This is a genomic window from Halomonas sp. BC04 (assembly GCF_000568385.1).
Window position 1 is genome coordinate 19,245 of the sequence record NZ_AZQX01000223.1, and the last position, 24,342, is coordinate 43,586.

34 protein-coding genes are annotated in these 24,342 nt (G+C 60.6%); 28 read left to right on the forward strand and 6 right to left on the reverse strand.

All coding sequences use genetic code 11. From position 1 onward, the window contains the following. Positions 1–18: 18 nt before the first annotated feature. The 17 genes from Q427_RS15450 (at position 19) to Q427_RS15530 (ending at position 10,184) form a co-directional block, all read left to right on the forward strand. Positions 19–846 (forward strand): GPO family capsid scaffolding protein, encoded by an 828-nt coding sequence (locus tag Q427_RS15450; RefSeq protein WP_043515502.1) that lies wholly within the window; start codon positions 19–21, stop codon positions 844–846. A 9-nt stretch (positions 847–855) separates the two neighbouring features. Further along, the gene (locus Q427_RS15455) at positions 856–1,878 is read left to right on the forward strand and encodes a phage major capsid protein, P2 family (protein ID WP_043515504.1); all 1,023 of its coding nucleotides are present in this window, start codon (positions 856–858) and stop codon (positions 1,876–1,878) included. A gap of 10 nt (positions 1,879–1,888) precedes the next feature. Further along, on the forward strand, positions 1,889–2,605 hold the full coding sequence (gpM, locus tag Q427_RS15460; protein WP_043515505.1) for a phage terminase small subunit: 717 nt from the start codon (positions 1,889–1,891) through the stop codon (positions 2,603–2,605). Between the two features lie 104 nt (positions 2,606–2,709). Then, positions 2,710–3,180 (forward strand): head completion/stabilization protein, encoded by a 471-nt coding sequence (locus Q427_RS15465; protein ID WP_051496426.1) that lies wholly within the window; start codon positions 2,710–2,712, stop codon positions 3,178–3,180. Beyond that, positions 3,177–3,389, forward strand: a complete 213-nt coding sequence (locus Q427_RS15470; RefSeq protein WP_043515507.1) for a tail protein X — start codon at positions 3,177–3,179, stop codon at positions 3,387–3,389. Before Q427_RS15465 ends, Q427_RS15470 begins: the two co-directional genes overlap by 4 nt. Before the next feature lie 38 nt (positions 3,390–3,427). After that, positions 3,428–3,706 carry a hypothetical protein gene (locus tag Q427_RS15475; RefSeq protein ID WP_043515509.1) on the forward strand — a complete coding sequence of 93 codons (279 nt, stop codon included), beginning with the start codon at positions 3,428–3,430 and terminating at the stop codon, positions 3,704–3,706. Then, complete coding sequence (locus tag Q427_RS15480; RefSeq protein WP_043515510.1) at positions 3,703–4,518, forward strand: N-acetylmuramidase domain-containing protein; 816 nt, start codon at positions 3,703–3,705, stop codon at positions 4,516–4,518. Before Q427_RS15475 ends, Q427_RS15480 begins: the two co-directional genes overlap by 4 nt. Next, on the forward strand, positions 4,515–4,949 hold the full coding sequence (locus Q427_RS29020; protein WP_051496427.1) for a holin family protein: 435 nt from the start codon (positions 4,515–4,517) through the stop codon (positions 4,947–4,949). Before Q427_RS15480 ends, Q427_RS29020 begins: the two co-directional genes overlap by 4 nt. Further along, positions 4,946–5,437 (forward strand): phage tail protein, encoded by a 492-nt coding sequence (locus Q427_RS15490; protein ID WP_051496428.1) that lies wholly within the window; start codon positions 4,946–4,948, stop codon positions 5,435–5,437. The genes Q427_RS29020 and Q427_RS15490 overlap by 4 nt, the downstream gene beginning before the upstream one ends. Beyond that, positions 5,430–5,879 (forward strand): phage virion morphogenesis protein, encoded by a 450-nt coding sequence (locus Q427_RS15495; protein WP_043515512.1) that lies wholly within the window; start codon positions 5,430–5,432, stop codon positions 5,877–5,879. Before Q427_RS15490 ends, Q427_RS15495 begins: the two co-directional genes overlap by 8 nt. Positions 5,880–5,964: 85 nt before the next feature. Next, entirely contained in the window at positions 5,965–6,483 is a 519-nt protein-coding gene (locus Q427_RS15500; RefSeq protein ID WP_043515514.1) for a phage baseplate assembly protein V, read from the forward strand. Next, positions 6,484–6,681, forward strand: a complete 198-nt coding sequence (locus tag Q427_RS15505; protein WP_043515516.1) for a hypothetical protein — start codon at positions 6,484–6,486, stop codon at positions 6,679–6,681. It abuts the gene before it with no gap. After that, a complete protein-coding gene (locus Q427_RS15510; protein WP_043515519.1) occupies positions 6,682–7,032 on the forward strand; it encodes a GPW/gp25 family protein in 351 nt (116 codons plus the stop codon). Continuing rightward, positions 7,029–7,940, forward strand: coding sequence for a baseplate assembly protein (locus Q427_RS15515; RefSeq protein WP_043515521.1), 912 nt, complete (start codon positions 7,029–7,031; stop codon positions 7,938–7,940). Before Q427_RS15510 ends, Q427_RS15515 begins: the two co-directional genes overlap by 4 nt. Beyond that, positions 7,933–8,565, forward strand: a complete 633-nt coding sequence (locus Q427_RS15520) for a phage tail protein I (protein WP_043515523.1) — start codon at positions 7,933–7,935, stop codon at positions 8,563–8,565. The genes Q427_RS15515 and Q427_RS15520 overlap by 8 nt, the downstream gene beginning before the upstream one ends. 12 nt (positions 8,566–8,577) lie before the next feature. Next, positions 8,578–9,639 (forward strand): phage tail protein, encoded by a 1,062-nt coding sequence (locus tag Q427_RS15525; protein ID WP_051496429.1) that lies wholly within the window; start codon positions 8,578–8,580, stop codon positions 9,637–9,639. Next, a complete protein-coding gene (locus Q427_RS15530; protein ID WP_197030671.1) occupies positions 9,639–10,184 on the forward strand; it encodes a DUF4376 domain-containing protein in 546 nt (181 codons plus the stop codon). Before Q427_RS15525 ends, Q427_RS15530 begins: the two co-directional genes overlap by 1 nt. 292 nt (positions 10,185–10,476) lie before the next feature. On the opposite strand, the gene Q427_RS30280 is transcribed toward Q427_RS15530, so the two are convergent. After that, a complete protein-coding gene (locus Q427_RS30280) occupies positions 10,477–11,736 on the reverse strand; it encodes a sugar-transfer associated ATP-grasp domain-containing protein (RefSeq protein ID WP_197030672.1) in 1,260 nt (419 codons plus the stop codon). Between the two features lie 221 nt (positions 11,737–11,957). Here Q427_RS30280 and Q427_RS35430 point away from each other — a divergent pair, with 221 nt between their 5' ends. From Q427_RS35430 to Q427_RS15575, 10 genes are all read left to right on the forward strand, one after another. Continuing rightward, positions 11,958–12,092 carry a hypothetical protein gene (locus tag Q427_RS35430; protein WP_269321255.1) on the forward strand — a complete coding sequence of 45 codons (135 nt, stop codon included), beginning with the start codon at positions 11,958–11,960 and terminating at the stop codon, positions 12,090–12,092. Positions 12,093–12,160: 68 nt separating this feature from the next. Continuing rightward, the gene (locus Q427_RS34195) at positions 12,161–12,406 is read left to right on the forward strand and encodes a hypothetical protein (protein WP_051496430.1); all 246 of its coding nucleotides are present in this window, start codon (positions 12,161–12,163) and stop codon (positions 12,404–12,406) included. 83 nt (positions 12,407–12,489) lie between these two features. Further along, a complete protein-coding gene (locus tag Q427_RS34200; RefSeq protein ID WP_231613724.1) occupies positions 12,490–12,555 on the forward strand; it encodes a hypothetical protein in 66 nt (21 codons plus the stop codon). Between the two features lie 641 nt (positions 12,556–13,196). Next, positions 13,197–14,711, forward strand: a complete 1,515-nt coding sequence (locus Q427_RS15545) for a phage tail sheath protein (protein ID WP_051496431.1) — start codon at positions 13,197–13,199, stop codon at positions 14,709–14,711. Between the two features lie 43 nt (positions 14,712–14,754). After that, positions 14,755–15,261, forward strand: coding sequence for a phage major tail tube protein (locus Q427_RS15550; RefSeq protein WP_043515530.1), 507 nt, complete (start codon positions 14,755–14,757; stop codon positions 15,259–15,261). A 56-nt stretch (positions 15,262–15,317) separates the two neighbouring features. Further along, positions 15,318–15,662, forward strand: coding sequence for a phage tail assembly protein (locus tag Q427_RS15555; RefSeq protein WP_081786031.1), 345 nt, complete (start codon positions 15,318–15,320; stop codon positions 15,660–15,662). Between the two features lie 26 nt (positions 15,663–15,688). Further along, the gene (locus Q427_RS30290) at positions 15,689–15,811 is read left to right on the forward strand and encodes a GpE family phage tail protein (protein WP_043515532.1); all 123 of its coding nucleotides are present in this window, start codon (positions 15,689–15,691) and stop codon (positions 15,809–15,811) included. Positions 15,812–15,820: 9 nt separating this feature from the next. Further along, complete coding sequence (locus tag Q427_RS15565) at positions 15,821–18,364, forward strand: hypothetical protein (RefSeq protein WP_043515535.1); 2,544 nt, start codon at positions 15,821–15,823, stop codon at positions 18,362–18,364. Positions 18,365–18,375: 11 nt separating this feature from the next. Beyond that, positions 18,376–18,819 carry a phage tail protein gene (locus Q427_RS15570; protein ID WP_043515537.1) on the forward strand — a complete coding sequence of 148 codons (444 nt, stop codon included), beginning with the start codon at positions 18,376–18,378 and terminating at the stop codon, positions 18,817–18,819. After that, positions 18,816–19,823 (forward strand): contractile injection system protein, VgrG/Pvc8 family, encoded by a 1,008-nt coding sequence (locus Q427_RS15575; RefSeq protein ID WP_043515539.1) that lies wholly within the window; start codon positions 18,816–18,818, stop codon positions 19,821–19,823. The genes Q427_RS15570 and Q427_RS15575 overlap by 4 nt, the downstream gene beginning before the upstream one ends. Here the strand turns inward: Q427_RS15575 and Q427_RS31400 are convergent. Continuing rightward, positions 19,803–20,390, reverse strand: a complete 588-nt coding sequence (locus tag Q427_RS31400) for a hypothetical protein (protein WP_155833584.1) — start codon at positions 20,388–20,390, stop codon at positions 19,803–19,805. The genes Q427_RS15575 and Q427_RS31400 overlap by 21 nt on opposite strands. Before the next feature lie 271 nt (positions 20,391–20,661). Continuing rightward, entirely contained in the window at positions 20,662–21,012 is a 351-nt protein-coding gene (locus Q427_RS15580; RefSeq protein ID WP_043515543.1) for a LexA family protein, read from the reverse strand. Positions 21,013–21,085: 73 nt separating this feature from the next. Here Q427_RS15580 and Q427_RS15585 point away from each other — a divergent pair, with 73 nt between their 5' ends. Further along, positions 21,086–21,574 carry a LexA family protein gene (locus Q427_RS15585; RefSeq protein WP_081786032.1) on the forward strand — a complete coding sequence of 163 codons (489 nt, stop codon included), beginning with the start codon at positions 21,086–21,088 and terminating at the stop codon, positions 21,572–21,574. 512 nt (positions 21,575–22,086) lie between these two features. Here the strand turns inward: Q427_RS15585 and Q427_RS15590 are convergent. The 3 genes from Q427_RS15590 to Q427_RS29035 are packed head-to-tail and all read right to left on the reverse strand — an operon-like array spanning position 22,087 to position 24,235. Continuing rightward, positions 22,087–22,746 carry an SOS response-associated peptidase gene (locus tag Q427_RS15590; protein ID WP_043515546.1) on the reverse strand — a complete coding sequence of 220 codons (660 nt, stop codon included), beginning with the start codon at positions 22,744–22,746 and terminating at the stop codon, positions 22,087–22,089. Between the two features lie 20 nt (positions 22,747–22,766). Next, positions 22,767–23,555, reverse strand: a complete 789-nt coding sequence (locus Q427_RS29030; protein WP_155833585.1) for a hypothetical protein — start codon at positions 23,553–23,555, stop codon at positions 22,767–22,769. A 53-nt stretch (positions 23,556–23,608) separates the two neighbouring features. Further along, positions 23,609–24,235: a toll/interleukin-1 receptor domain-containing protein gene (locus Q427_RS29035; RefSeq protein ID WP_197030673.1), complete on the reverse strand. Its 627-nt coding sequence runs from the start codon at positions 24,233–24,235 to the stop codon at positions 23,609–23,611. Positions 24,236–24,342 lie beyond the last annotated feature (107 nt).

Consider the following 24,342-nt stretch of genomic DNA (forward strand, 5'->3'; position numbering starts at 1 on the left):
ACGCACCGAGGAACGCCCATGCCCTGGTTTCGAGTCGCCACTGAAGGCGCCACTACCGATGGCCGCACGATCTCGAAAGACTGGATCGAACAGATGGCCCGCAACTATGCCCCCGCGAAATATGGCGCCCGTATCTGGCTTGAGCACATGCGCGGCATGTACCACGACGGCCCTTTCGCCGCGCTTGGCGATGTCAACGCCGTCAAGGCCGAAAGCGTCGAGATCGACGGCGTGACCAAGCTTGGATTGTTCGCCGAGCTCGACCCAACCGATCGGCTAAAGCAGATGAATGCCGAGCGGCAAAAAATCTACTCCAGCATTGAAGTCGATCCCGACTTCGCCGGCAGCGGCGAGGCATACCTGGTCGGCGTTGCGGTCACCGACTCACCGGCCAGCCTTGGCACCGAGATGCTGCAGTTCAGCGCCCAGCAGGGTGACAAGAGCCCCCTGGCAGCCCGCAAGCTCAGCCCGGGCAACCTGTTCACCGCCGCCATCGAGACAGAGCTCGATTTCTCCACCGGCGAGCCGGAAGACAAGGGCCCCAGCCTGGCAGACCGCGTCAAGTCGCTGTTCAAGAAGCACGACGCCAAGACCGACAATAGCTTCGCCGACTTCCGCACCGAGCTCGAGCAGACCCTCGAGCTGTTCGTGCAGAAACACAGCGCCCTAGCTGCCGATCTGGAAGCCCGGCCCACCGCCGAGGCATTCACCGAGCTGCAGGAAGCCCACGACGCCACCAAGGCCAAGCTCGCCGAGCTGTTCACCAAGCTCGAATTCACCCCCGACACCCCGCCCCGCTCATCTGCCACCGGTGCCGCCGGCGGTGCTGAACTGACCGACTGCTAAGGACTGACCATGCGCAACGAAACCCGTATTGCTTACAACAACTGGAAGCAGCGCCTGGCGCAGCTCTCCGGCGTGCCCAACGCTGCCGAAACGTTCAGCGTCGAACCGTCGGTGCAACAGACCCTGGAATCCAAGATTCAGGAATCCAGCGAGTTTCTCGGCCAGATCAACATCGTCGGCGTCGACGAGCTGAAGGGCGAAAAGCTCGGCCTCGGCGTGTCCGGCCCGATTGCCGGCCGCACCGATGTCAGCGAGAACGACCGTTCGCCGCGTGACCTCAGCACCCTGGGCGATCACCAGTACGAGTGTCACTCCACCGAGTTCGACACCTACCTGAGCTGGGCGAAGATGGATGCCTGGGCCAAGTTCCCGGATTTTCAGACCCGGCTGCGCAACGCCATCGTTCGCCAGCAGGCCCTCGACCGCATCATGGTCGGCTTCAACGGCACCTCGGCTGCCACTGCCACCGACCGCACCGCGAACCCGATGCTGCAGGACGTCAACATCGGCTGGTTGCAGAAATACCGCACCCACGCCCCTGCCCGGGTGCTGACCGAAGTCGCCGACGCCTCCGGCAAGGTGACGGTGGGCGCCTCCGGCGACTACAAGAACCTCGACGCCCTGGTCTTCGATGTCGTGAACGAGATGGTGGATCCCTGGTTCCGCGAGTCCACCGACCTGGTGGCCATCATGGGCCGCAAGATGCTCGCCGATAAATACTTCCCGCTGATCAGCCAGCACGCCGAAACGCCCACCGAGGCCCGCGCACTCGACATGATGATCAGCCAGAAGCGCGTCGGCGGCCTGCAGGCCGTCCGCGCGCCCTTCGTGCCCGATGGAAAGATCTTCGTCACCAGCCTGCAGAACCTCTCCATGTACTGGCAGCTGGGTAGCCGGCGCCGCAGCATCGTCGACAACCCCAAGCGCAAGCGGGTCGAGAACTACGAATCCAGCAACGACGCCTACGTCGTCGAGGATTACGGGTTCGGCTGCCTGGTCGAGAACATCGAGCTGCTCGAGCCGGCCGAATAAGGAGCCTTGGATGCTAAGCCCAGCCCGTAAGCACTACCAGCGCGTCACCACCGCCCTAGCAGCCGGTGACGCACTTGCCGGCCGGCCCCAGACCGGCGAGCAATACGAGATCTTCGCCGCCGCGCTCTGGGAGGCGCGGCGTACCCTCAAGGGCATCAAGTCCATCGAGGCCAAGATCGAGAAAAAGCGCGAGCTGCTGCCCGAGTTCGACGCCTACATCGCCGGCGTGCTCGATGGCGGCAAGGGCGCTCAAGACGATGTGCTGATGACCGTCATGCTGTGGCGCTTTGACATCGGCGACCTCGCCGGCGGCCTGGCCATCGCCCGCTATGCGATGCAGCACAAGCTCGACACCCCCGACCGCTTCGAGCGTGACACCGCCTCGATCGTTGCCGAACAGGTCGCCGACGAGGCCCTCAAGCAGCTGGAAGCCACCGACGATGATGCCGCCGATCAGGACCTGGCCGCCCGTCTCGTCATGCACCTGGTCGAGGCCGAAGCCCTGGTCCACGAAGCGGATATGCACGACCAGATCCGCGCCAAGCTGCACAAGGCCTTGGGCCACGCCTACCGCGCCAAGGGCGAGCAGCACGCCGAAGCGCTGACCCACCTGCAGCGCGCCCTGCAGCTCAATGACCGGGTCGGCGTCAAGAAAGACATCGAGAAGCTCGAACGCGAGCTCAAGCAGCAGAACGCAAGCGGCCAGGCCACCAGCAACAAGGCCTGACCGCTGCCACCGAGTCGCACGCCGACGTCACGGGGGCGCCGGGCTAGAGCGGTAGCTCTCTCCTGGCTCGATGCCCGGCCCACCCCCGTTTTTGAGAGGCCACCATGTCACTGATCGCCGCCGGCTACGGCACCGAAGATCCACCGGCCACCGACATCGAGAACAACGGCTTCTGGCCCGCGGTCAGCCCCGCAGACTTCCGCCTGGTCGAGCGCCTCGACAGCAACGTCACCAGCGAGCGAGCCGTTCATGCGCTTCAGGTGGCTATGGCCGATATCAACCGACAGCTCGCGACCTGGCAGCAAGAGCAGGCCGACGACGGCGCCGAATCGATTGGCGATGTCTCGCCGCCCAGCTGGCTGCCGCCCAACGTCTACCCGCTTCTGTACAAGCGCGCCGTTTACGCCACGGCACACGCCACCTTGCTCGAGCGCTACCGCGAGATCTCCGCCACCGGCGAAGGCGACGACCGCGGCGAAGCCAAGGCCGCCGCTGCCGACGAGTACCGCCGCGACGCCCGGTGGGCAGTGTCGGAAATCACCGGCCGCAATCACACCACGGTCGAGCTGATATGACGGTCACGGTTCGCGCCCAGCAGGGCGAGACCCTCGACAGCATTTGCCAGCGGGTGCTCGGTGCCACGTCAGACGTCACCGAACAGGCCCTGCAGCTAAACCCAGGCCTGGCCGAGCTGGGCCCGATCCTGCCGCAGGGAACACCGGTCACGCTACCCGCCGCCGCACCGCAGCCAGCGCGCCGCGACATCATCAACCTCTGGAGCTGACAAGGACCTGCATGCCCCGGCCCCACGGAACCCAGACCATGCTCGAACGCCACATTCAAACCGGTATCCAGATCATCCTCGTCGCCCTGCTCGCCTGGGCGGGTCTCGAGCTCGTCAACCTGGGCAAGAACACCGCCGTGCTCCAGGAGCGCCTGGCCTACCAGGGGCAACTGATCAACGAACTGCGAGGCGAGCTGCGCGACTGGAGCAACCTCTACTACCGCAAGAGCGATGCCGATCGCGAGATCGGTGGCCTGAAGAACGACGTGCGACGGCTCAACGAGCGCGTCAGTGACCTGGAGGAACGCCTGCCATGACCCTGCTACGCCACGGCCATACCGGCTATGCCGTCGAAGCCGTTCAGCGCGACCTCAATCGCCACGGAGCCAGCCTGGAGCCCGACGGCATCTTCGGCCCCGCCACCGAATGGGCCGTGCGCAAGTTCCAGCGCGCCCACGGCCTCGTCGTCGACGGCGTGGTCGGCCGTAAGACACGTCGCGCCCTCATCCAGGGCGACGATGCCCGCGCGCTGGGTCAGATCGACCTGGTCAACGCCGCCGACACCCTCGATGTCGATCTCGCCGCCATCATGGCCATCAATGAGGTGGAATCGCGCGGCGTCGGCTTTCACCACGGTGGCCCGCGCAACGGCGAGCCGGTGATACTGTTCGAGCGCCACATCATGCGTCGCCGTCTCGAGCATCATGGCGTCAACCCCACCGAACTCGAGCGCAGCCACCCCAGCCTGATCAACCGCAGCCCCGGCGGCTACATCGGCGGCCACCGGGAGCACGACCGCCTCGACAAGGCCCGCTACCTGCACCACCAGGCTGCCATCGAGTCGGCCAGCTGGGGCCTGTTCCAGATCATGGGCTTCCACTGGGAGCGCCTCGGCTACGTCAGCGCTTTGGCCTGGCTCGATGCCATGCGCCACAGCGAGTCCCGCCAGCTCGAGGCCTTCATCCGCTTCATCGAAGCCGACACCGCCCTGCATCGCAGCCTGCGCCGCCACGACTGGCGCGACTTCGCCCGGCGCTACAACGGCCCCGCCTTCGAGAGGAACGACTACGACACCAAGCTGGCCGCCGCCTTCCGGCGCCATGCCACCGCCCTGGAGCTCGCCGCATGAACCTGATCCAGAACATCCTCGGCACCGTTGCCGGCCCCATCTTCGATGTCATCGACAAGGCCGTGACCGACAAGGACGAAGCCAACCGGCTCAAGGCCGAGCTGCAGCGCCGGTTGATCGACCAGCAGGACGCCAACCTGCAGGCCCAGATGAAGGTGCTGCTGGCCGAGGCCGCCGGCGAGAGCTGGCTGCAGCGCAACTGGCGCCCCATCCTGATGCTGGTCATCGTCGCCATTGTCGCCAACAACTACCTGCTCGCCCCCTACCTGGGTGCCATGTTCGGCATCGGCCTGCAGCTCGAGCTGCCCGAGGCACTGTGGAACCTGATGACGCTCGGCGTCGGCGGCTATATCGCCGGCCGCACCGGCGAGAAGATCGTCGGCCAGCTCAAGGGCAAGCCCCGCGGCTTCTTGGATGAGCTCGGCCGATGATCAAGCTCCAGGCCCTCCGCCAACACCTGATCGACGCCGTGCCAGAGCTCCGGCGAGGTCCTGAAAAACTGCTGACCTTCGTGCAGGATGGCCGCATCGCCTTCGCGCGCGGCCAGCACCTCAGCCATGAATACCGCGTCGATGCCCAGATCGTCATCACCGACTATACCGGCTCACTCGACACCCTGATGATCCCCCTGCTGCAGTGGCTCAGCCGCTACCAGCCCGACCTCGACCCAGACGAAGCCGTCAGCCTCGAGGCCGAGATCCTCAGCAATGAAGCCTGGGACCTGGCGCTTACCGTGCGGCTGACCGAACGCGTCGTCGCCCTGGTGGACTGCGACGCCGGCAAGATCAACGCCGAACACCGCATGCCGGCCTACCCGATAGAGGCATGCCCGGCTACCTCCTGGTCGCTGAACGTCAAAGGCCCCGGTGACGCCGAGTTCCAAGAAGCCAGTGCGTGGGAGTCCCCCACCGATGAGTGACCCCGATCTGCAGGCCCTCGAATCATGGGTCGCACCGCTGATTGAAAAGCTCACCGCCAGCCAGCGCCGCGTGCTCGCCCGAGAGGTCGCCCGCGACCTGCGCATCAGCCAGCGCGAACGCATCAAGGCCCAGCAGAACCCCGACGGCTCCCGCTACGAGCCTCGCGCCGCCCTGCGAGGCCAGGCCGGCGGCATCAGACGCCGCGCCATGTTCAGCAAGTTGCGTACCGCCAAATTCATCAAGGCCCGCGTCACCGCCGCCGGCGCCCAGGTCGGCTTCGTTGGCCGCGTGGCCCGCATCGCCCGGGTGCACCAATACGGCCTTCGCGCCCGCGTCCAGCCCGGCGGCCCCCGCCACAACTACCCGCAGCGTGAACTGCTGGGCCTGACCCGCGGCGATCAGACGCGCATCCGCGACAGCCTGATCGACCACCTGACCTGATCCGTTTTTCGCCCCTGCGTTGTAACCGGCCGATCCACAACCGCCACCGCTAGAGACTCGCGCCCGCCCGGGCAAGCATGGCGGCATGAACAACGCCGCCGAACTACTTCGACTGATTCACAACCTGATCCGCCTGGGCACCATCGCCGAGGTGGATCACGCCGCCGCGCGGGTGCGTGTGAAGGCCGGCGGTCTGCTCACCGGCTGGTTGCCCTGGATCGAAAGCCGCGCCGGCACCTCGCGCACCTGGAACCCACCCACCGTCGGTGAACAGGTCGTCGTGATATCGCCTGGCGGTGACCTTTCCGCGGGCTTCGTCATGCTGGCCCTTTACCAGCAAGCCCACCCCGCCCCTTCGAGCAATCCCAACGTGATAGGCCGCTGGCTACCCGACGGCACCCACATCGAGTACGACCACGAAGCAAACCGCCTTCTGATCGACTGCGTCGGCCCTATCGAAGTCAAGGCCACCGGCGAAGTCACCGTCGAAGCCCCCAGCATCCGGCACAACGGCGGTGATCCTGTCGTCACCACGGGGCACATCTGCCATTTCACCGGCAACCCGCACGGCGACGGGTCCAGCACAGTCACGGCGGGCAAATAGATGGCACTCAGCAAGGCGCAGCTCAAGAGCCGCATCGTCAGCGAGATGGCCGCCCAGGGTGCCACCGCTACCGGTGAACACTCCTGGGTGAATCGCATGGCCGAGGCCATCGCCAACGCCGTGGTCGACGAGGTTCAGAGCAACGCCGAAGTGCCGGTAACCTCCGGCAGCTCCGCCGGCACCTATGGAGTCGAGTAGATGGCAGGCATGAACGCCCATACCGGTCAGCCCCTGGATGGCCTCGAGCATATCCGCCAGAGCGTGCGCGACATTCTCACCACGCCCATCGGCTCGCGTGTCATGCGCCGCGACTACGGCAGTCTCCTGCCCGACCTGATTGACCAGCCGTTGCATGACGCCACGCTGCTCCAGGCCTACGCCGCCACCGTCATCGCCCTGCTTCGCTGGGAGCCCCGCATCAACGTCACCGCCATCCGCCGCAGCGTCAGCGCCGACCACCCCGGCACCGCCGTGCTTGAGATCGACGGCCAGACCCGCGGGGGTAGTGGAGAGGCTCAGCCGATACAGCTCGAGGTGCCCATCACATGACCGGCACCATCGACCTATCCCAGCTGCCCGCGCCCAACGTGGTCGAGCCCCTCGACTACGAAGCCGTATTCGCTGAGCGCCGCGCCGCCCTGATCGACCTGGTGCCAGCCAGCCGCCGCGACGAGGTCGAGGCCACCCTGGCCCTGGAGTCCGAGCCCCTCACCAAGCTGCTGCAGGAAAACGCCTACCGCGAATTGATCTGGCGACAGCGGGTCAACGAAGCGGCCCGGGCGGTCATGCTCGCGCACAGTCGAGACGAGGACCTCGACAACCTGGTCGCCAACTTCGAGGTCGAGCGCCTGGTGATCGACGAGGGCGACCCCAACGCCACCCCGCCGGTACCGCCCACTTACGAGAGCAACGACGATCTTCGGATACGCGCCCAGCAGGCATGGGAAGGGCTCAGCGTCGCCGGCCCCCGCGGCGCCTATGAATTCCACGCCCGCAGCGCCGACGGCCGCATTGCCGACGCCACTGCCATCAGCCCCGAGCCCGCCGAGGCCCTGGTCACTCTGCTATCCACCGAGGGCGACGGTAACGCCAGCCAGGAGCTGATCGACATCGTCACGGCTGTGCTATCCGCCGAAGACATTCGCCCGGTCGGCGACCGCCTGACAGTCCAGTCGGCGGAGATCGTCGAGTACAGCATCGATGCCACCCTCTACATCTACCCCGGGCCCGAGCAGGAGCCTGTCCTCGACGCCGCCGAGGCCTCGCTCGAGCGCTACATCAGCGAGCAACGTCGCCTTGGCCGAGACATTCGCATATCAGCCATTCATGCCGCGCTGCACGTCGAGGGCGTGCAGCGCGTCGAACTCACCGCCCCGGCCGCCGACGTCGTGCTCGACGAAACCCAGGCCGCCCACTGCACCGCCACCAGCGTAGGGATCGGGGGCAGCGATGAGTGAGAACCGCAGCCCGCTGCTGCCGCCCAACGGTACCCCCCTGGAGCGAGCCGCCGCCGAGGCCCTGGCCGAGATCCAGCGCGTGCCGGTGCTGCTGCGCCAACTCTGGAACCCGCACACCTGCCCCGCCCGCCTGCTGCCCTATCTCGCCTGGGCGTTCTCAGTGGACCGCTGGGACCCGGCATGGAGCAATGCCGCAAAGCGGGAAGTCATCGCCACCTCGTTTTTCGTCCATCGCAAGAAAGGCACCATCGCCGCCCTGCGCCGCGTGGTCGAGCCACTGGGCTACCTGATCAGGGTGACCGAGTGGTGGGAAACCGAGCCCGAGGGGCCGCGAGGAACTTTCGCCCTGCGCATCGGCGTGCTCGACACCGGCATCGACGATGCCATGTACATGGAGCTTACCCGGCTGATCGACGACGCCAAACCGCTCACCCGCCACGTCACCGGCCTGGATCTGCTCGGCGAAAGCCGCGGCAAGTTCTATATCGGGGCTGTCAGCTACGGCGGTGATGACACCACCGTCTACCCCTACGAGGCTGGCGACACCCAGGTTACCGGGCCGTTCTTTGTCGGCATCGGCCTCGACGTCATCGACACCGCCACCGTCTACCCGCAAACAGCATAAGGAGGCCGCCGCATGGCCCAGTTCTATACGCTGCTCACGACCATCGGCCAGGCCAAACTCGCCAACGCCGTGGCCCTGGGTGAAACCATCGAGATCACCCACCTGGCCGTGGGCGACGGTGGCGGCAGCATGCCCACGCCGGACAGCGACCGCGAGGCCCTGGTCAACGAGGTGCGTCGTGCCCAGATCAACCTGTCTGACGTCGACCCCGAAAACCCCAACTGGATCGTGCTCGAGCAGGTCATCCCGCCCGACGTCGGCGGCTGGACAATCCGCGAGATCGGCGTATTCGACACCGCCGGCGACCTCATCGCCTACGGCAACTACCCCGAGACCTACAAGCCCACCCTCGACGAGGGCAGCGGTCGCACCCAGACCGTGCGCATGGTGCTCCAGGTCAGCGACACCGCCGCCGTTACGCTCAAGGTGGATCCGGCTGTCGTGCTCGCTACCCGGCAGTATGCTGACCAGAAAGCTGAAGCCACCGCCCAGGAGGCAGCCCAAGCGCTGCAGGAGCACGAGGAAGGCCGCGACCACCCGGCCGCCACCACAACCAAACAGGGCATGCTGCAACTGGCCACCAGCGAACAGACCCGCGAGGGCACCGCCACCAACCGCGCCAGTCACCCAGCGGGCGTCAAGGCGGCCATAGATGAGCACGTAGAGAAGGAAGTGGCGCATGGCGCGCAACAGATCGGCTTAAGCAGCGAGTCTGGTGGAATCGCAGGCGCGGAGAACGTGCAGCATGCACTTGAATTGTTGTCTGAAAATAAGATGAACGAGGAAGCTGGGTATGGAAGAGGAGGCCAGCGCTGGAAAGATGTAACATCCGAAAGAAGCAATAATACAATATACACGAATACGACTGGGAGAATAATTTCTGTTTACGTGTTCCTTACTACCGGCAGCAGCGCAGTTCACGATGCAGCCCAAGTTTCAAAAAACGGTAATGATTGGGTAGCAGTTGGTTTTCGATCTAGCCAAGGAGGTGTGCCAAACAACTTTCAGGTTCCAGATGGACACCAGTACAGGCTTGTTTCTGGGGGTATAATCACATGGTCGGAGTTGCGCTAATGAAACATTATATTAAAAATCATCAAATATACGCATTAGAATCAGATGGATCACAAGATCATTTGATTACCGAAGATATGGTGGTAATGAAATCAGATCGGCCCAGTCCTCACCACGTCCCGCGAATTGACGGTGTCGTGCATGTAGGCTGGGAGGTTCCCGCCGCTGCGCTGCCTGCCCTCGCCGGCCGGAAGCGCACAGCCATCGATAACGCCCGCGATGACGCCCTTGCCGCCGGCCTAAATTACAACATCGCTGGCGAGACTGACGTCGTACAAACCCGACCCCAGGATCAGACCAACCTGCTAGGTATCGCCATCGAGGCCCGTGAACTGCACGCCGCCGGCGTCACCGATCCGGTCATTGAGTTTCGAGGGCTGAGCAACGTCAACCGCTTCCTGACGCCACAGCAGGCCATCGACCTGACCAACGCTGCCTCGGCACACATCAAAGCGATCTATCGGCGTAGTTGGCATAGAAAAGACGCTATCGACATGGCGTTGAAGAACGAGGATTGGAATGGAATCGAGAATTTGGAGTGGTAGTCCGTGAAATCCACCAGGCAGCTAAATGGATGTCATTTTCTAAGCCCGCCTCACGGAGGGCTTATCCAGTAACACAGCATGAAGAATTAGCTATCGGACCCTGAAAAACAATGTCACCATATGCAGCTATTACAACCCCAAGAGAGGCAACAAAAAACACTAATATGGACATGCATCCAGAATACCTGCCATATCATTTATTGGACTCATTAAACTGCCATTACCACACCACATGTACTAACGGCAAGCCATAAACCCAAATCAGGTTAAATTAGCCGCAATCTCACACCTTCTAATTTTTTTCATTTTTGCGTCTTGCAAACGCCTGTCCATAGAGAGCTCGGCTCAACCTATTCTTAACCATACTTTTGATTTTTGATGCAAATTTTCTCATGCGAGCCTCTATGGTTTTTTTGCTTTTTTTATTGCTTACCTGCATGCGCTTATAGTTAATGCTTTGCAAATAACGACCACTTGGATTGTTTTTTTGATCACGCAGATAGTCCACAATCTCTTGTGAAAATTGTCTAAATAAGGGCAAGCCTGTAACCAGCTGATATAACCACAAAGCGCCTCTAAAATTGTGCTCAATAAAAACAGGCAAGCCGTCATCGCCGATGGCAACATCCCAGCTTACAAAATCATGATGAGGTATGTCCTGATGAAGATTTATCACAAAGCTTTTAAAGGTTTCGTAATTGGGTATGGTTACCGGACGCCTAAAATCATAACCTGTTGTTGGGTGAATACTGATACAATTCAGGGCTTTGTCAATAGCAAAATTATCAAGCTTTCCATTATCACTTACACCTACACATAATCCTCCTGTACCTGCATTATCGTTCGCTCGCCCTTCCGCTCCAACTCGTAGAAAAGCCATAACAAAATGAATCTCTCCCTGCCATCTTAGAGTAACCATTCTAAGAGAGTTTACAGATTCTGGATGTATATTGGATATTAAACTATGCTGCTTGATAACATCCTGAACAAGGAAGTCATTCCCAAATTTTTCAACTAGATCACAATAAAAAACCTTATTATCACCATACGTTAAAAATGAGTCATGTGCCTTAACTTTAAGCACACCTTTTCCGTTGGCAGTTCTGCTCGTCTTAAGAATATATTCGCGATCCACCTCGAGAATGGAGCCAATTTGCTCAAGCTCAAGAGAATTATATTTCTCGTCGTATAACGAAGCTGTAACGCAGCGCAGCCTAGTTACTGGTTTTTGTGCAGTGCGAACAATAATGTCGTATAAATTTTTGTCACAGTAATACTCAATAAACTCCATATCATTAAAGCAACTAATTACTTCCGATCTCCAATCGCTCGACATCAGGCAAAATTTAGATGACTCACCGTGCAGCTTTTCGAAAATATAATGCCTTTTCAAACTAGCCTTAAAACCCATTTCTTTCTGAAATTTTCTTACCGAGGCAAGGCTTTCATATTCTTTTTTTGTGACTCCACCCCAGCCTTTAAAAAACTCACGCAGTTCTGCTTTTTTTTCCTTCTCGCCATAAAAATCAATCAACATGTCAGTATAATTCATTCCCACCATCCATTTTAATTCAAAATAAAATCAAGAGATTATTGAGCTTGTCTTAACAATACCTAATCACCCAGCTTGATCAGATATTTCGTTACCCCCTCCACTGCCCGCTGTTCTACCCAGCCGATCCACAACCACCAGCGCTAGTGACTCGTGCCCGCCTGGGCAAGCATGGGGGCATTGTACCTGCTCTGCCAAATCTCATCGCCTGGAGCTGAACAATGCCCAGTTATCATCACGGCATCCGTGTCATCGAGATCAACGAAGGCACCCGGCCGATTCGCACCGTCGCCACGGCGGTGATCAGCTGGTTGGGCTTGACACACAGCACTGCATCTCTGCGACCAAGTCCCTAGGATAAACGTTTCGTCGGTCGCCATGGCCGCAGCCCTGCTCACCGGTTCGATCCCGGTGGAGAGTAGCAATGCTTCCGTTGCCCCTGCCACCTCTGTCGCGTTCACCCGCCCCGTCCCGCTTGATCCATGCCATCGACGCCCGGGTCCACCTGACACTGAAGCGGAACGTGATCGAGCCGGTGCTCAACCGCACCTTTACCGAGCCCCTGGAAGAGGGAGAGTTCGACGCCCTGGAAGGTCTGCGTATCACGTTGAATGTGGATGACCTAGGCGTCTTGGTGACCCTGATCTTAGAAAACAGCGGCTATTGCTGAGCCTCGAGCCCGGTGAAGCAAGCATCCGAGGCAGCTGACAAGAGTTCCTCTGTCTGGCCACCCGGCGCGAGGACCCCGGCGCCCTGTTCTTTCAGCGCCGGCTGTTGATCGAGGGTGACACCGAGCTGGGGCTTATGGTTGAGGATTGAGGAAGGAAGGAGTCGTCAATATCAAGTTCACCGCAAACCACCGACATCGACTGGGTGTCGATCCCAGTAATCTGCATAAACTTGCGCGCCGTTTAGGGATCAGATAGTTAGCGCAATACAAGGGGTAGCGTTGGAAATATCCTCTACATCTGGTGCTTGATCCAACCGATAAAGTCGTTGTTAATAGACCACGGAACGAGAGAAGCCCCGGTCGAGGGGACCAGGGCTTCTAGTGAATCAGGCGTTGACGCGCCTTCAACACGGGACTACTGCATGACCTATCCTAAATCAGGCCGAGCCGCCTGCCAATGGCTCATTTCTAACCACCATCGACGCGACAGGGTGAAAGCTGCCCAAGGGGTGGCTCCATGATGCGCCTCGAACTGGTGATCCTGATGATCGACCTGTTGAACAGGCTGATCGAACTAGCCACGAACATTTGGCCATATTGGCCGCTTCACTTCTGACACCCCCAGCCCGCCACCCGGCGGGCTGTTTCGTTACCCGCCTCCACTGCCCCTCCACCACCCGCCGTTGTACCCAGCCGATCCACAACCACCACCGCTAGAGACTCGCGCCCGCCCGGGCAAGCATGACGGCATTGCACCTGCTTTGCCGAACCTCACCGCCTGGAGCTGAACATGCCCGATTATCATCACGGCATCCGTGTCATCGAGATCAACGAAGGCACCCGGCCGATTCGTACCGTCGCCACGGCGGTGATCGGCCTGGTGGCCACCGCGCCCGATGCCGCCGCCGGCGTCGCCGCATTCACCACCATCACTTTTGCCGCCGCCAATACCGGCGTCACCTTCACCGCCACCGAAACCGGTACCGACGGCAACGCCCTGCGCGTGCGCTACGTCGATCCGGCCGTCGAGTCGGCCAGCCTTGCGGTCAGCGTCAACGACACCGACGTTACCGTGACCCTGGCCACCGACACAGACGGCGAGATCATCACCACCGCCGGCGAGATCGTCACGGCCGTGAATGATGCGCCCGAGGCCGCCGAGCTGCTCGACGCTGCTCTGCCGGGAACCGAGACCGGCGCCGGCGTCGTCAACGCCCAGGCTTACACCAGCCTCGCCGGTGGCGAAGACGAACCCTTCCCCCTGGATACCCCGGTACTGGTTACCGACCTCTACGCCGCCCAGGGCCGCGCCGGCAGCGAAGGCACCCTGGCACGCTCACTGGCGGCCATCGTCGACCAGGCCAAGACCATGGTGGTTGTGGTCCGAGTCACCGAAGGGGCCGATGCCGAAGAGACGAAATCGAACGTGATCGGTGGCGTCAGCGCCGAAGGTAAGAAGCTGGGCATGCAGGCCCTGCTTGCCGCCGAACAGCGCTTCGGCGTCAAGCCCCGCGTGCTCGGCGCCCCCGAACTGGATGACGAGGACGTCACCACCGCCATGATCGGCATCGCCCAGCAGCTGCGCGGCTTCGTCTACGCCTTCGCCCGGGGCAGCAAGACCAAAGAGGAGGCGGCCGCCTACCGCGAGAACTTTGGCGCCCGCGAAGTCATGGTCATCTGGCCGGAATTCACCGGCTGGGACACCGCCAGCAGCGCCACCCGCAAGCTCTCCGCCGTGGCCCGGGCCCTGGGCATGCGCGCCAAGCTCGACAACGTCATCGGCTGGCACAAGACGATCTCCAACATGCCCGTCAACGGCGTGACCGGCATTTCGCAAGACGTGTTCTGGGATCTGCAGGACCCCAACACCGACGCCGGCTACCTCAACGCCAACGAAGTCACCACCATCATCCACCGTGGCGGCTATCGCTTCTGGGGCTCGCGCACCTGCTCCATCGACCCGCTGTTCGCCTTCGAGAACTACACCCGCACCGCGCAGATCATCGCCGACACCATCGCCGAGGCGCACCTGTGGGCCGTCGACCTGCCCATGCACCCCAGCCTGGTCAAGGACATCATCGAAGGCATCAACGCCAAGTTCCGCGAGTGGATCCGCCGCGGCTACCTGCTCGGCGGCTCGGCCTGGTTCGACGCCGAGCTCAACAGCCCCGAGGTGCTCAAGTCGGGCAAGTTGTACATCGACTACGACTACACGCCGGTACCGCCCCTGGAAAACCTGATGTTCCAGCAGCGCATCACCGACCGCTATCTCGTCGACTTCGCCGACCGCGTTGCCGCCGCCTGAACCGAACGCCGGTTCAGCACCGGGAAACCCTAAGGAGTGACAGATGCTTCCCAAGATCCTGAAAGACTTCAACCTCTTCGGAGACGGCAACAACTGGCAGGGCATGATTCCCGAACTCACCCTGCCGGAAATGGCCCGCCGAATGGTCGAGTACGAAGGCGGCGGCATGGATGGCCCCATCGAAGTGGACCAGGGCGGCGCCCTGCAGGAGTTCGAGTGGACCGCCGGCGGCATGATCGTCGAGATCTTCGACTCGTTCGGCTCACCGGTCCACGACGCCGCCTTGCTGCGCATGACCGGCAGCTATGAAAGCGACGAAACCGGCGAGACCACCCCCGTCGAGATCGTCATGCGCGGCCGCCACAAGACCATCGCCCTGGGCGACGCCAGCAAGGGCGACAACAACCAGATCAGCGTCACCACCACCCTCAGCTATTTCAAGCTCACCGTGGACGGCGAAGAGATCATCGAACGCGACGTGCCCGGCTTCGTCTTCCGCGTGCGCGGCGAAGACCGCTACGCCGAGCGCCGCCAGAACCTCGGCCTGTAACCCAACCCCCATACCGACACCCGGCCGCCCCGGCGGCCTGAACGCCAGGAGAGACCATGGAAACCAAGACCCAAGACGCCGCCGAGCAAGCCACCCCGGCCGCCGAACTGCCCGCCATCCCCAGCGAGACGGTCACGCTCGACACCCCAATCCAGCGCGGCAAGCAGACCGTCACCGAGGTCACCATCCGCAAGCCCCTGTCGGGCGCCCTGCGCGGTGTGGCCCTGGTCGATCTGCTCAGCATGGAAACACAGAGCCTGCAGAAGGTGCTGCCCCGCATCACCGAACCCGCCCTGACCGAAACCGAGCTGCGCAAACTCGACCCCGCCGACCTGGTCCAGCTGGGGAGCAAGCTCTCACGTTTTTTGCTGGGGAAGCGGGCGGAACAGACGGACGACTAGCGCTGCCCGCCTACGTGGATGACGCCATGGCAGATATCGCCATGGTGTTCCATTGGGCCCCCGCCGACATGGACCCCATGACCCTGGAAGAACTGATCGACTGGCGCGAACGCGCCCGCCAACGGCACGAAGCCAAGCCCAAGCGATAGGAAGCCCCGATGGCCAGAGACCTCAACCTGAGCGTCACACTCAGCGCGATCAACAAGGCCACCGGGCCGCTTCGCCAGATCCTGCAGGGCAGCCAGGGTGCCGGCCGCGCCATGCGCGACACCCGCAACGAACTGCGCAACCTCAACGACCAGCAGAAGCGCCTGCAGGGCTTCCGCGACATGTCGCGCCAGAGCCACGCCACCCGCCGCGCCCTGATGGACAAGCGCGAAGAGCTGCGCCAGATAAGCCGCCAGCTAGAAAGCACCTCCGGTCCCACCCGACGACTGACCCAGCAGCAGAAAAACGCCCAGCGTGAAGTCGACAAGCTCAGCCACGAATACCGGACCCAGCGCAACAGCGTGCGCGAACTGGCCCGCGAGCTGCCCGCCGGCACTCGCGGCACCAAGGGCTTCGAAGAGCAAAACGCCGCCCTGGCCCGCCAGATCGAAATCACCAACCGCCGCCTCGAACGCCAGCAGACCGCCCTGCGTCGCCTCGGCGAGGCCGACGTCAGCGGCCGCTTCCGCAACATGACCGGCGAGGCCCGGCGCTTCACCCGTAACCTCACCATCGGCGCCACCCTCGCCGCCGGCAGTATCTTCGGCCTGGCCAACAGCACCGCCACCCTGGGCGATGATGTCGCCAAGACCGCCGACGCCATTGGCATGGGCACCACCGAGCTGCAGGAGCTGCGCTACGCCGCCGAGCGCTCCGGCGTGGCCACCGGCACCCTGGACGGCAGCATGCAGCGCTTCGTTCGCCGCATCGGCCTTGCCGCCCAGGGCTCCGGCGCGGCAAAGAAGGCCTATGAAGAGCTCGGCCTGTCCGCGCAGGATCTCGCCCGCATGACCCCCGATCGGGCGCTCGGCATCGTCGCCGACCGGCTCAATGAAGTCGAAGACCATACGACACGGGCCGCCTGGGCCAGCCAGCTGCTGGGCAACAACGGCGCCGACCTGCTCAACATGCTGAAGGACGGCAGCGACGGACTGACGGACTACGCCCGCCAGGCACGCCTGACCGGTAGTGTGCTCTCTGAAGAAGCCGCCCGGGGCGCCGAAGACTTCAAGGACGCCATGCTCGACGCCCAGCTCGGCATGAACGGCATGCGCCACACCATCGGCGCCGAGCTGATGCCCGCCGTTACCGACCTGATGCGCGAGCTGTCAGGATGGCTGCAAGAGAACAGCGACAAGGTCCGCGAATTCGCCCGGGAGTTCGGCGAGCGCCTCAAGGCCGCGGTTCCCATCATCATCGACTTGGCCAGCGGTGCCGCCCGCCTGGCCGGCACCCTGGCCGATATCGTCAGCCGCGCGGCGGAAATGGTCGGCGGCTTCGACAACCTCGCCATCGTCCTCGGCGGCCTGTTCGCCAGCAAGCTGATCCTCAGCGTCGTCATGTTCGGTATCTCCCTGGTCAAGGCCGGCGCCGCCCTGGCGATGCTGGCCGGCACCCTGCCCGGGCTGATCGGCGGCATCAAGGCCCTGGGCCTTGCCTTCATGGCCACCCCGCTCGGCTGGGTCATCGGCGCGATAACCGCCATCGCCGCCGGCGCGATCTACCTGTGGCGCAACTGGGAGACCATCGGGCCCAAGTTCCGCGCCCTATGGGAAGGCATCAAGGAGCGCGCCGGTGCCCTGTGGGACTGGCTCAAGGGCCTGGTCACCTGGTCGCCCATGGCCGCCTTCCGCACTGCCTGGGGCACCAGTACCGCCTGGTTCGGTGACCTCTGGGACGGCATCAAGGCCGCTTTCGATGGCGGCATCGCCACCATCAGCCAGGTGCTGATCGACTGGTCACCGCTCGGCCTGCTGTGGCGCGGCATCAGCGCCGGCCTCAGCACCCTGGGCATTGACGTGCCCCGCAGCTTCAGCGAGATCGGCGGCTTCATCATCGATGGCCTGCTCGGCGGCCTCAGCGCCAAGTGGGACAACCTCAAGGACACCATCAGCAGCATGGCCGGCAGCGTTACCGGCTGGTTCAAGGACCGGCTCGGCATCAACTCGCCCTCCACCGTCTTCGCCGATTTCGGCGGCAACCTCATGGAAGGCCTGGTCAACGGCATCGACGAACGCTGGAACCTGATACGCGACAAGATCGGCGACACCGCCAGCGCCGTGCGCGGCTGGTTCGCCGACCGCCTGGGCATCAACTCACCGTCTCGCGTGTTCGCCACGCTGGGCGATAACACCATGGAAGGGTACGAGCAGGGCCTGCAGCGCAGCGAGCGCGGCCCGCTGAAAGAGGTCAGCGCCTTCACCAGGCGCCTGCAGCAAGCCGGGGCGGGCCTTGCCCTGGGTGCAGCCGCCAGCGTTGCCGTGGCTGGCCCTGGCGGCGGTGGCGTAGCCATCGACCACCGCCCGCCCATGGCCAGCGCCTCCGGCGGCGGCCTGGTCATCAAGGGCGGTATCAACATCGAGATCCACGCCGCCCCAGGCATGGACGAACAAGCCCTGGCCCGGCTCGTCGATGCCCGCGTGCAGCACGCCCTGCGCGAAGCCGAAAGCCGCATGGCCGCCCGCCAGCGCAGCGCACTCTACGACACCGACTGAGGAACGCACCAATGATGATGGCCTATGGCATGTTCGTGTTCGGGCTCAGCACCGCCGCCTATCAGGAACTGCAACGCCAGACCAACTGGCGCCACGCCAGCCAGAGCCGGGTAGGGGCGCGCCCCTCCCGGCAATACCTCGGCCCGGGGGAAGACACCATCACCCTGACCGGCACCCTGCTGCCCGAATTCACCGGCGGCCAGCAGAACCTCGACGAGCTGCGCCGCATGGCCAACGAAGGCCGCGCCTGGCCGCTGATCGAAGGCACCGGGCGCAACTACGGCCTCTACGTGATCGAAAGCCTCAACGAGCGCAAGAGCCGCTTTTTCCGCGACGGCGCCGCCAGCCAGATCGAATTCGACATCACCTTGCAGCGCATCGACGACGATCGCCGCGAGCGGCTCGGCGTGCTCGACGCCGCCGCCCTTCGCCTGGTGCGCGGGGCCTTCGCATGAGCCGTCGGCCTGGGTACCGCATCAGCCTGCAGGGCCAGACCCTCAGCCCCGAGCTATATGCCAGGCTGATCAGCCTGCGCCTCACCGACCGGCGCGGCATGGAAGCCGACCAGCTCGACATCAGCCTGACCGACGACGACGGCCGCCTCGAGCTGCCCCCGCGTGGTGCCACCCTGGAGCTGGCCATCGGCTGGGAAGACGAAGGCCTGGTCGAGCGCGGCAGCTACATCGTCGACGAGGTAGAGCACACCGGCGCCCCCGACACCGTCAGCATCCGCGCCCGAAGCGCCGACATGCGCGAAGGCCTGCCCGGCAAGCGGACCCAAAGCTGGGACGCCCTCACCCTGGAAGACATCGTCGCCACCATCGCCGGCCGCCATGAGCTGGAGCCAATCATCGGCGAGATCTTCAAGGGCGCCCTGATCGAGCATATCGACCAGACCGAGGAAAGCGACCTCAACTTCCTGACCCGCCTGGCCGAGCGCTACGACGCCATCGCCACCGTCAAGGCCGCCCGGCTGCTTTTCACCACCGCCGGCCAGGCCATGACCGCCAGCGGCATCGAGATCCCCGCCATCACCCTCACCCGCAAGGACGGCGACCAGCACCGCTACACCGCCACCGACCGCAACAGCTACAGCGGCGCCGTCGCCACTTGGCACGACCCCGACGCCGCCGAGCAACAGGAAGTAATCGCCGGTAGCGACGACAACCCCAAGCGCCTGCGACCCACCTACGCCAGCGAAGCCGACGCCCTGGCCGCCGCCCGCGCCGAATGGCAGCGGATCCAGCGCGGCCAGGCACAATTCAGCCTCACCCTCGCCGAAGGCAACTCGCTACTGATGCCGGAAACCCCGGTGAGGCTGCGCGGTTGGAAGGAAGAGATCGACGCCCAAGCCTGGATCGTGACCGAAGTGGCCCACGAGATAAGCAACGGCGGTTTCACAAGTATCCTAGAGCTAGAAATACAGGGTATCAATAGCTCAAGCAGTTGGCAGCAATAAGTCCTGCATCCAAATATTATAAGGTCGGCAAACTATTACCTTCTCTCCCACTCTTGCCAGAAGATCCTGATAGTACTGACACTCAGGAAGAGAAAAGAATGGACCAATCCTACTTTCGGTTTCATTTTTTAGGTGTGTAAAATGATGCAATTCACCCGCATCAGGAATATCACCAGAAATCAAGCGCCGTGCATTAATATTTGCTTGCTCTTCTATCACCCCAAAAATGTTGCACAAATTACTATAGCGAGAAATAAGAATATCGCGAACCTGAACAGACGAATCTAACTCAGACATATAACCTTTAGAAATGCAGCTAACGTTTTTCTTTCCAGCAATACTCGAGTAGTAAATATAGAAAAAATTAAAATCTACTTTTAATGCCTTAATGTCATCAGAAATCCATTCTATCTCTGTCATGCTAGGCGCCACATCAGTTGCTTTTTTTGGAGCCACCTCTTTTGGAAAAATCCCCCAGACAAATAGAGCAACCAGAACAGCCATCCCTAATTCAAAGCTTTTATCATCCACAAAGTGGACCGCTTTCCGCCATAGCTTGCTGAACACTGTCTATCCTCAACTCTAAGACAAAACCAAGGCGTAGTATAATTCGGAGAGCAATCCAAGCACACTAGTAATTTACGCTCTCGCCATAGGCTCAACACGTATGCCCAATGTGAAAAAGCCCCTGCTCTTCCTGAGCGGGGGCTCTTAGCAACGCTTCTCTTCCTCCTTGGCGACCGTCCCTGCCGCATAGCGAAGCGTCAGATTCAGCCTACCAACCAGTCGAAAACGTCGATATGGTCAATCGCCTCTCATTTTGTAGGAAATCTGCCATTCACATCGCATACCGGCGCGCCTGGCTCACCACCACACCGCGCAGATCCCTGGCCCGAGCGATGATCGAATTCTTTGGCCCTACGGTGTGCAGCAACCGATAGGCGCCACCGATTCGGTGGGTGCGGAACAGCCTCTGTTCACCCTCGAACTCGGCTACCACCAGGTCGGCATGGCCGACCGTCTTCGCCTCATCCACCACCAGCAGGTCACCCTCCATGATCGGGCCGCTCACGCCGGCCTCATCGCTCACTTCGACCAGGTAACAACTGGGCGGAAACTGCCCAAGGTTGTACCCCTCCATTGCTGGATGAATGCCCGCGCACAGCGGGCCCAGATAGTTGACTCGCATTCCCCTGCCTCGTGTCATCTCGTTTTTCGGGTTGTACGGCTCTGGCTCCATTAGCATTTGCCTGTAGCCGGTCATGCCGAGGATACTGTATAGAACACCAGCTTTCGACAGGAGCCCAATCCATGACACCCGACACGATCCTTGCGGCACACCCTGCCCCGCCATCCTTGCGCTGCCCTACCCACTCGCCCTGGGCCGTGCCGGGATATCCGGCTTCCCCTCGCCCGCCCAGGACTACGAAGGCCGCACGCTCGACCTGAACGAGCGCTTGGTGAAGAAGCCTTCGGCCACGTTCTTCATGACAGTCACCGGCGACAGCATGGGGCCTCTGGGAATCCAAGATGGCGACCTTCTCCTAGTTGATCGCTCCGTGAACCCTCGCCCTGGTCATATTCTGGTAGCCATGGTGGAAGGCGAAATCACCGTGAAGCGCTACGAGCGGCACGGCGGCCAGCCCTTCCTCTGCTCGGGCAACCCACGCTACGCGCGGATACCGCTGGCTGACCTTGAGTGCCAAGTGTGGGGCGTGGTGCGCTCGGTGATCCATGAGTACCCGGTTTGATCGGAACGTCGCCGACCGGCAGTGGAGCCAGAAACTGATGAACACGATGGATGAACTAAAGAGACGGATGGAACGAACCACTTATTGCCAACACGTAAAAAAGCCCTGGCTCGAAACCAGGGCAGGCGCGATGAGACGCGATATTTTGGCGAACTCGTAGAGAACGCGAAACCGCAGCATCCCTCGCATGGGCTACTGTTCCGGCCGGGAGAACCACCAAAGAACGCAATACAGCAGGGCTGGCCGCATAAAAAAACCCGGCCACTGGGGGCCGGGCGCATCTCAACTTTCCCTGTATGCAAATCAACCTTGGGCTTCCTTCCCAAGCCTCCCTGAGTATGAGCGTTCCATTGCTCGGCTTTCCCTGTAGGGCTCTCCCTAGCCCGTTGTCCATCAGAATAGTCGATCTGAATGAAAAGCGATTTAACCCACGATATCGTCCAGCGTAAGAAAAGCGAGTCGTGTTTGTAAGCTATATCTTACAAAGTCGTAGGCCAAAGCTTACACAGTTACTACGCAGGATTGATCAACCCCGAATCCCCCTCATTGCCAGGCCGGTTCACAGCACGGCTCACCGGCCAATGCTCGATAAGCCCAGCATCCAGGTGTCGCACCACCTGGCGGATCATCTCGCGCTCGGTCAGGTCAGGGTCGAGCCATGGCTCGAGGCTGGCATCGTCGAGGATCAGCGGCATACGATCATGCACCTCGGCAGCGCTGCCCCGCGCCGGCTCGGTCAGGATCGCACAGCCCAGGTTGCCATCCTCGCGCTTGGCGTAGATGCCGGCGAAAGCCAGCGGCTCACGATCGGTGCGGGTCAGGTAGTGGGGCTGTTTGCCGGTATCAGTGGCCAACCACTCAAACCACCCATTGGCGAGAATCAGGCAGCGGTGGTGGGCGAACGCTCCGCGGAAATAGCGAGAGGTAGCCACCTTCTCGACAGTGGCGTTGATGGGCTGCGGCGCCTTCGCTCCGGCCCAGTGGGGCCGGTAGCCCCACCACATATCGGTCAGTACCAGGGGCTCGTCACCTGCTACCCGGCACACCGCCGAGATAAACGTGCCCGGCGCCACGTTGTAGCGTGGCCGGAGCTCCCCGGCCTCCTCTAGTGGTAAGCGCAGGGAAGCTGAAAGCTTGGGGTAAGGACTATAAAAAGCATAGCGGCCACACATAAAAACCCATTATTAGTGATCTACATGTCAACAGTAGCCCAATCACCTATATTCGAAAATGTAAAAATATCAAGCTTTCCAAAAATAACACCGGGCAATCTAATTTCACGCAAAAGACTTTCATGCAACCCAGGAGCCAGCAGCTGTTCTTTTGACTCAACCAAGAACAATACTTTTATTTTATCAAAATAAGATAAATTTCTAGCTTTCAAAAAAGCTTCAAAACGACAGCTGATTGAATTGGCGTAATAAATTATATTGATTGGATACCAATGGCTACTTAACCCTCCTTTGTGCTGCTTGACAATTGACCTGATGTAAAGAATTACATCAGCCTGTACTAAATCTCGGTGAGAAACAAAACTTGACTCCTCTCTCTCCTTGATCAAGTCGGCGAGCAAAGAGGCTCTATTTAGGCTGAGCCTCCTGTTCCTGTACTCCAAGGACTTAAAATCACTGAAAAAAAATGTATAATCAACAATTGGAGAGTCATATTGGCCAAAACCAAGCAATGAATCGGAGTAATAATCCTTCTTCAAGAAATCACCCAGCTCATTGAACCTTTCCTCTCTAACCATGATGGCAACGAAGTAAAGGAGAAGTTCGTAAGCAAAGAACCGAAAATTATCGAACTGACCTTCTGTATATGAAGATGTGTTTCGCCCAGGCTCACAAAAAGGTATGAGGCGCTCAAAAAGAGAATGAACCGACTTAACAACTTCCGGGCTAGGCATAAACCTAGAGATATTAAAAAATAAATCCAATAATTGATTTCTTAGCGGCAAAAAGTCCTCAATTGTTTTTACCACAACATCATCAACAAGAGCATCCTCTTCTTTCTCAACTGTATATTTAGGCAGTTCTAGAAGAACTGAATCAATGTACGATTTTGCCAGGGATCCTGCGTTGGGATTATTTTTTTTAATAGAATCAACAAGGCTCTATAGGCCGAAGCCGTGGCAGCATCTATGCGATTACTACTATCATCAAGAAAGGCTGGTTTAACTCCAAGCTTTGGCTTATCGTAGAGAGGTTGATTGTACACCCACCTAAGCAATATCTCATATTGTGCATGGTATGATGAATCATCACTTAAATCGATATACTTCCTCCCCCTGTAATATATCGGAACGAAGGCTTCTCCCTCTTCATCCCTTTCCCTAACGACCCCTACAAATTTATTTTGATCAACGGAGCCATACACCTCATTAGAAATTATCTGGGTTTCAGTGCCCACCCCACCTTTCTTATCATTAGCTCTGTCAACATATTTCTTGTCGAATACAATAATCACCTTAGTTATACTAGGGTCGCGAACCATAGATTCCATAAAATGATTTAAATCATGCCCTTCTTTTAAATCCCACTTATCAAGCTTAACATCTACCCCATCCCTCAACAAAGACTCAGCCAGTTCTAACACCCAGCTCTCATGATCTTCACAAGACCAGCTATATGAAATAAATACAGTTGGATTGAAGTCACTCATCATATTCTCCAAATACAAAAATATATATTTAAACTTTCAAGTATTCTTCCAATCCGTATTTCACACCGTCCCAGGATCTCTACCTCTCCCATCTGTTGCGGTGTGAT